This is a genomic window from Nocardia sp. NPDC059236, from assembly GCF_042754085.1.
GTDB lineage: Bacteria > Actinomycetota > Actinomycetes > Mycobacteriales > Mycobacteriaceae > Nocardia.
This window is the reverse complement of sequence record NZ_JBHZAF010000127.1, coordinates 1-1,010: the sequence shown is the minus strand read 5'-3', so window position 1 is coordinate 1,010 and position 1,010 is coordinate 1. Positions and strand designations below refer to the sequence as shown.

General features: G+C 69.5%; 1 protein-coding gene and 1 pseudogene. Both read right to left on the bottom strand.

The genetic code is table 11. The annotated features are described in order from the left end of the window. A partial coding sequence (locus ACFXIV_RS48405; protein ID WP_379421601.1) for a zinc-binding dehydrogenase occupies positions 1–396 on the bottom strand: 396 nt, incomplete at its 3' end. After that, positions 341–1,010 (bottom strand): annotated as a pseudogene (locus tag ACFXIV_RS48400) (hypothetical protein); the annotation flags it as partial. The pseudogene ACFXIV_RS48400 and the gene ACFXIV_RS48405, both read right to left, overlap by 56 nt.

Genomic DNA, 1,010 nt, shown 5'->3' with positions numbered 1-1,010 from the left:
CATAAACCGCAACGCCTCACGCGCCCGCACCAACGGCCACGCCCGCACCGAAGCAGGCACCAACACCCCCGCCCCGAACAACCCACACAACTCCCCCAACATCCGCCCGATCCCCTCAGCACCACAATCAGGCACAAGATCGAACGCCCGATACAACACCCCCGCCAACCCCTCCGGATCCCGCACATCGGTCTTGCCCATCTCGATGAACCGGCCCCCCGGCCCAAGCAACCCCAACGACGCATCCGTCAAATCACCGGCAAGACTGTTGAGCACCACATCAACCCGCGGAAACACCGACGCGAACCCCACATCACGCGAAGACGCCCGATGCGCCGCATCAATACCCATCCCCGCCAGCACACCCTGCTTCCCAGGACCAGCCGTCGCATACACCTCCGCCCCCACATACCGCGCAATCTGCACCGCCGCCGACCCCACACCACCCGTCCCAGCAGGACTCAACACCGCCCGCACCCTCGCTGCCGGCGAACAGTCCGTCCGCTTCCGGGTACATGCCGAGCGCTATCAGCACGTCCCGGAAATTGACCCCGGCAGCACGCACCGCAACCCGCACCTGCCCCGACGCCAACGGCTCCTCCACCTCCGGACACCGCACCACCGACACGTCCTCCACCGTCCCGGCAACCTCCTGACCCAACCGCCACGCACACCCGTCCTCCAACGGCACCAGCCGATCGGCGGCAGTACGGGCCAGCCGCGGCACATGCACCTGTCCGGCGCGCAACGCGAGCTGCGACTCCCCGCCGTCCGCCCGCGCGTGGCGCAGCGCGTCGTCGATACCGGCCACATCCTCCGGACCGCCGCCCAGGTCGAGCAGCACGAACCGGTCCGGCTCCTCCACCTGCGCGCTGCGCACCAGCCCCCACGCGGCTGCACCCGCCATGTCCGGGGCGCCTCCGCCCTCGACGTCCGTGGTCACGGCACCCCTGGTGACCAGGACGAGCCGTACGTCGGTGAGCCGGGGCTCGGCCAGCCAGCTCTTCCAG